Source organism: Rhodobacter capsulatus, from assembly GCF_005144475.1.
GTDB classification, from domain to species: Bacteria; Pseudomonadota; Alphaproteobacteria; order Rhodobacterales; family Rhodobacteraceae; genus Rhodobacter; species Rhodobacter capsulatus_C.
Genome location: NZ_SWJZ01000073.1, coordinates 1 through 204, shown reverse-complemented (window position 1 = coordinate 204; position 204 = coordinate 1). Strand labels below are relative to the sequence as shown.

Here is a 204-nt window from a genome sequence, read left to right as displayed (position 1 = left end):
ATCCGCGCCGCGATTTCCCGAAAACCTGCGGGCCATGCCTTCGGCTACGGCCCCTGCAGCGTCGCGGGGCAGATGGCCCGCGGCATGAACCACACCGGAGGCTGAGATGCTCGACATCGTCTATTTCGCCTGGGTCCGCGAGCGGATCGGGCACCCGCGCGAGCGGCTGGACACCGAGGCCGCGACCGTGGCCGATCTGGTCGC

At 70.1% G+C, this 204-nt stretch carries 1 pseudogene; it reads left to right on the top strand.

Going from position 1 to position 204, the window contains the following annotated elements:
* Window positions 1-106: 106 nt before the first annotated feature.
* Window positions 107-204: pseudogene (locus FBT96_RS21325) on the top strand (molybdopterin synthase sulfur carrier subunit); the annotation flags it as partial.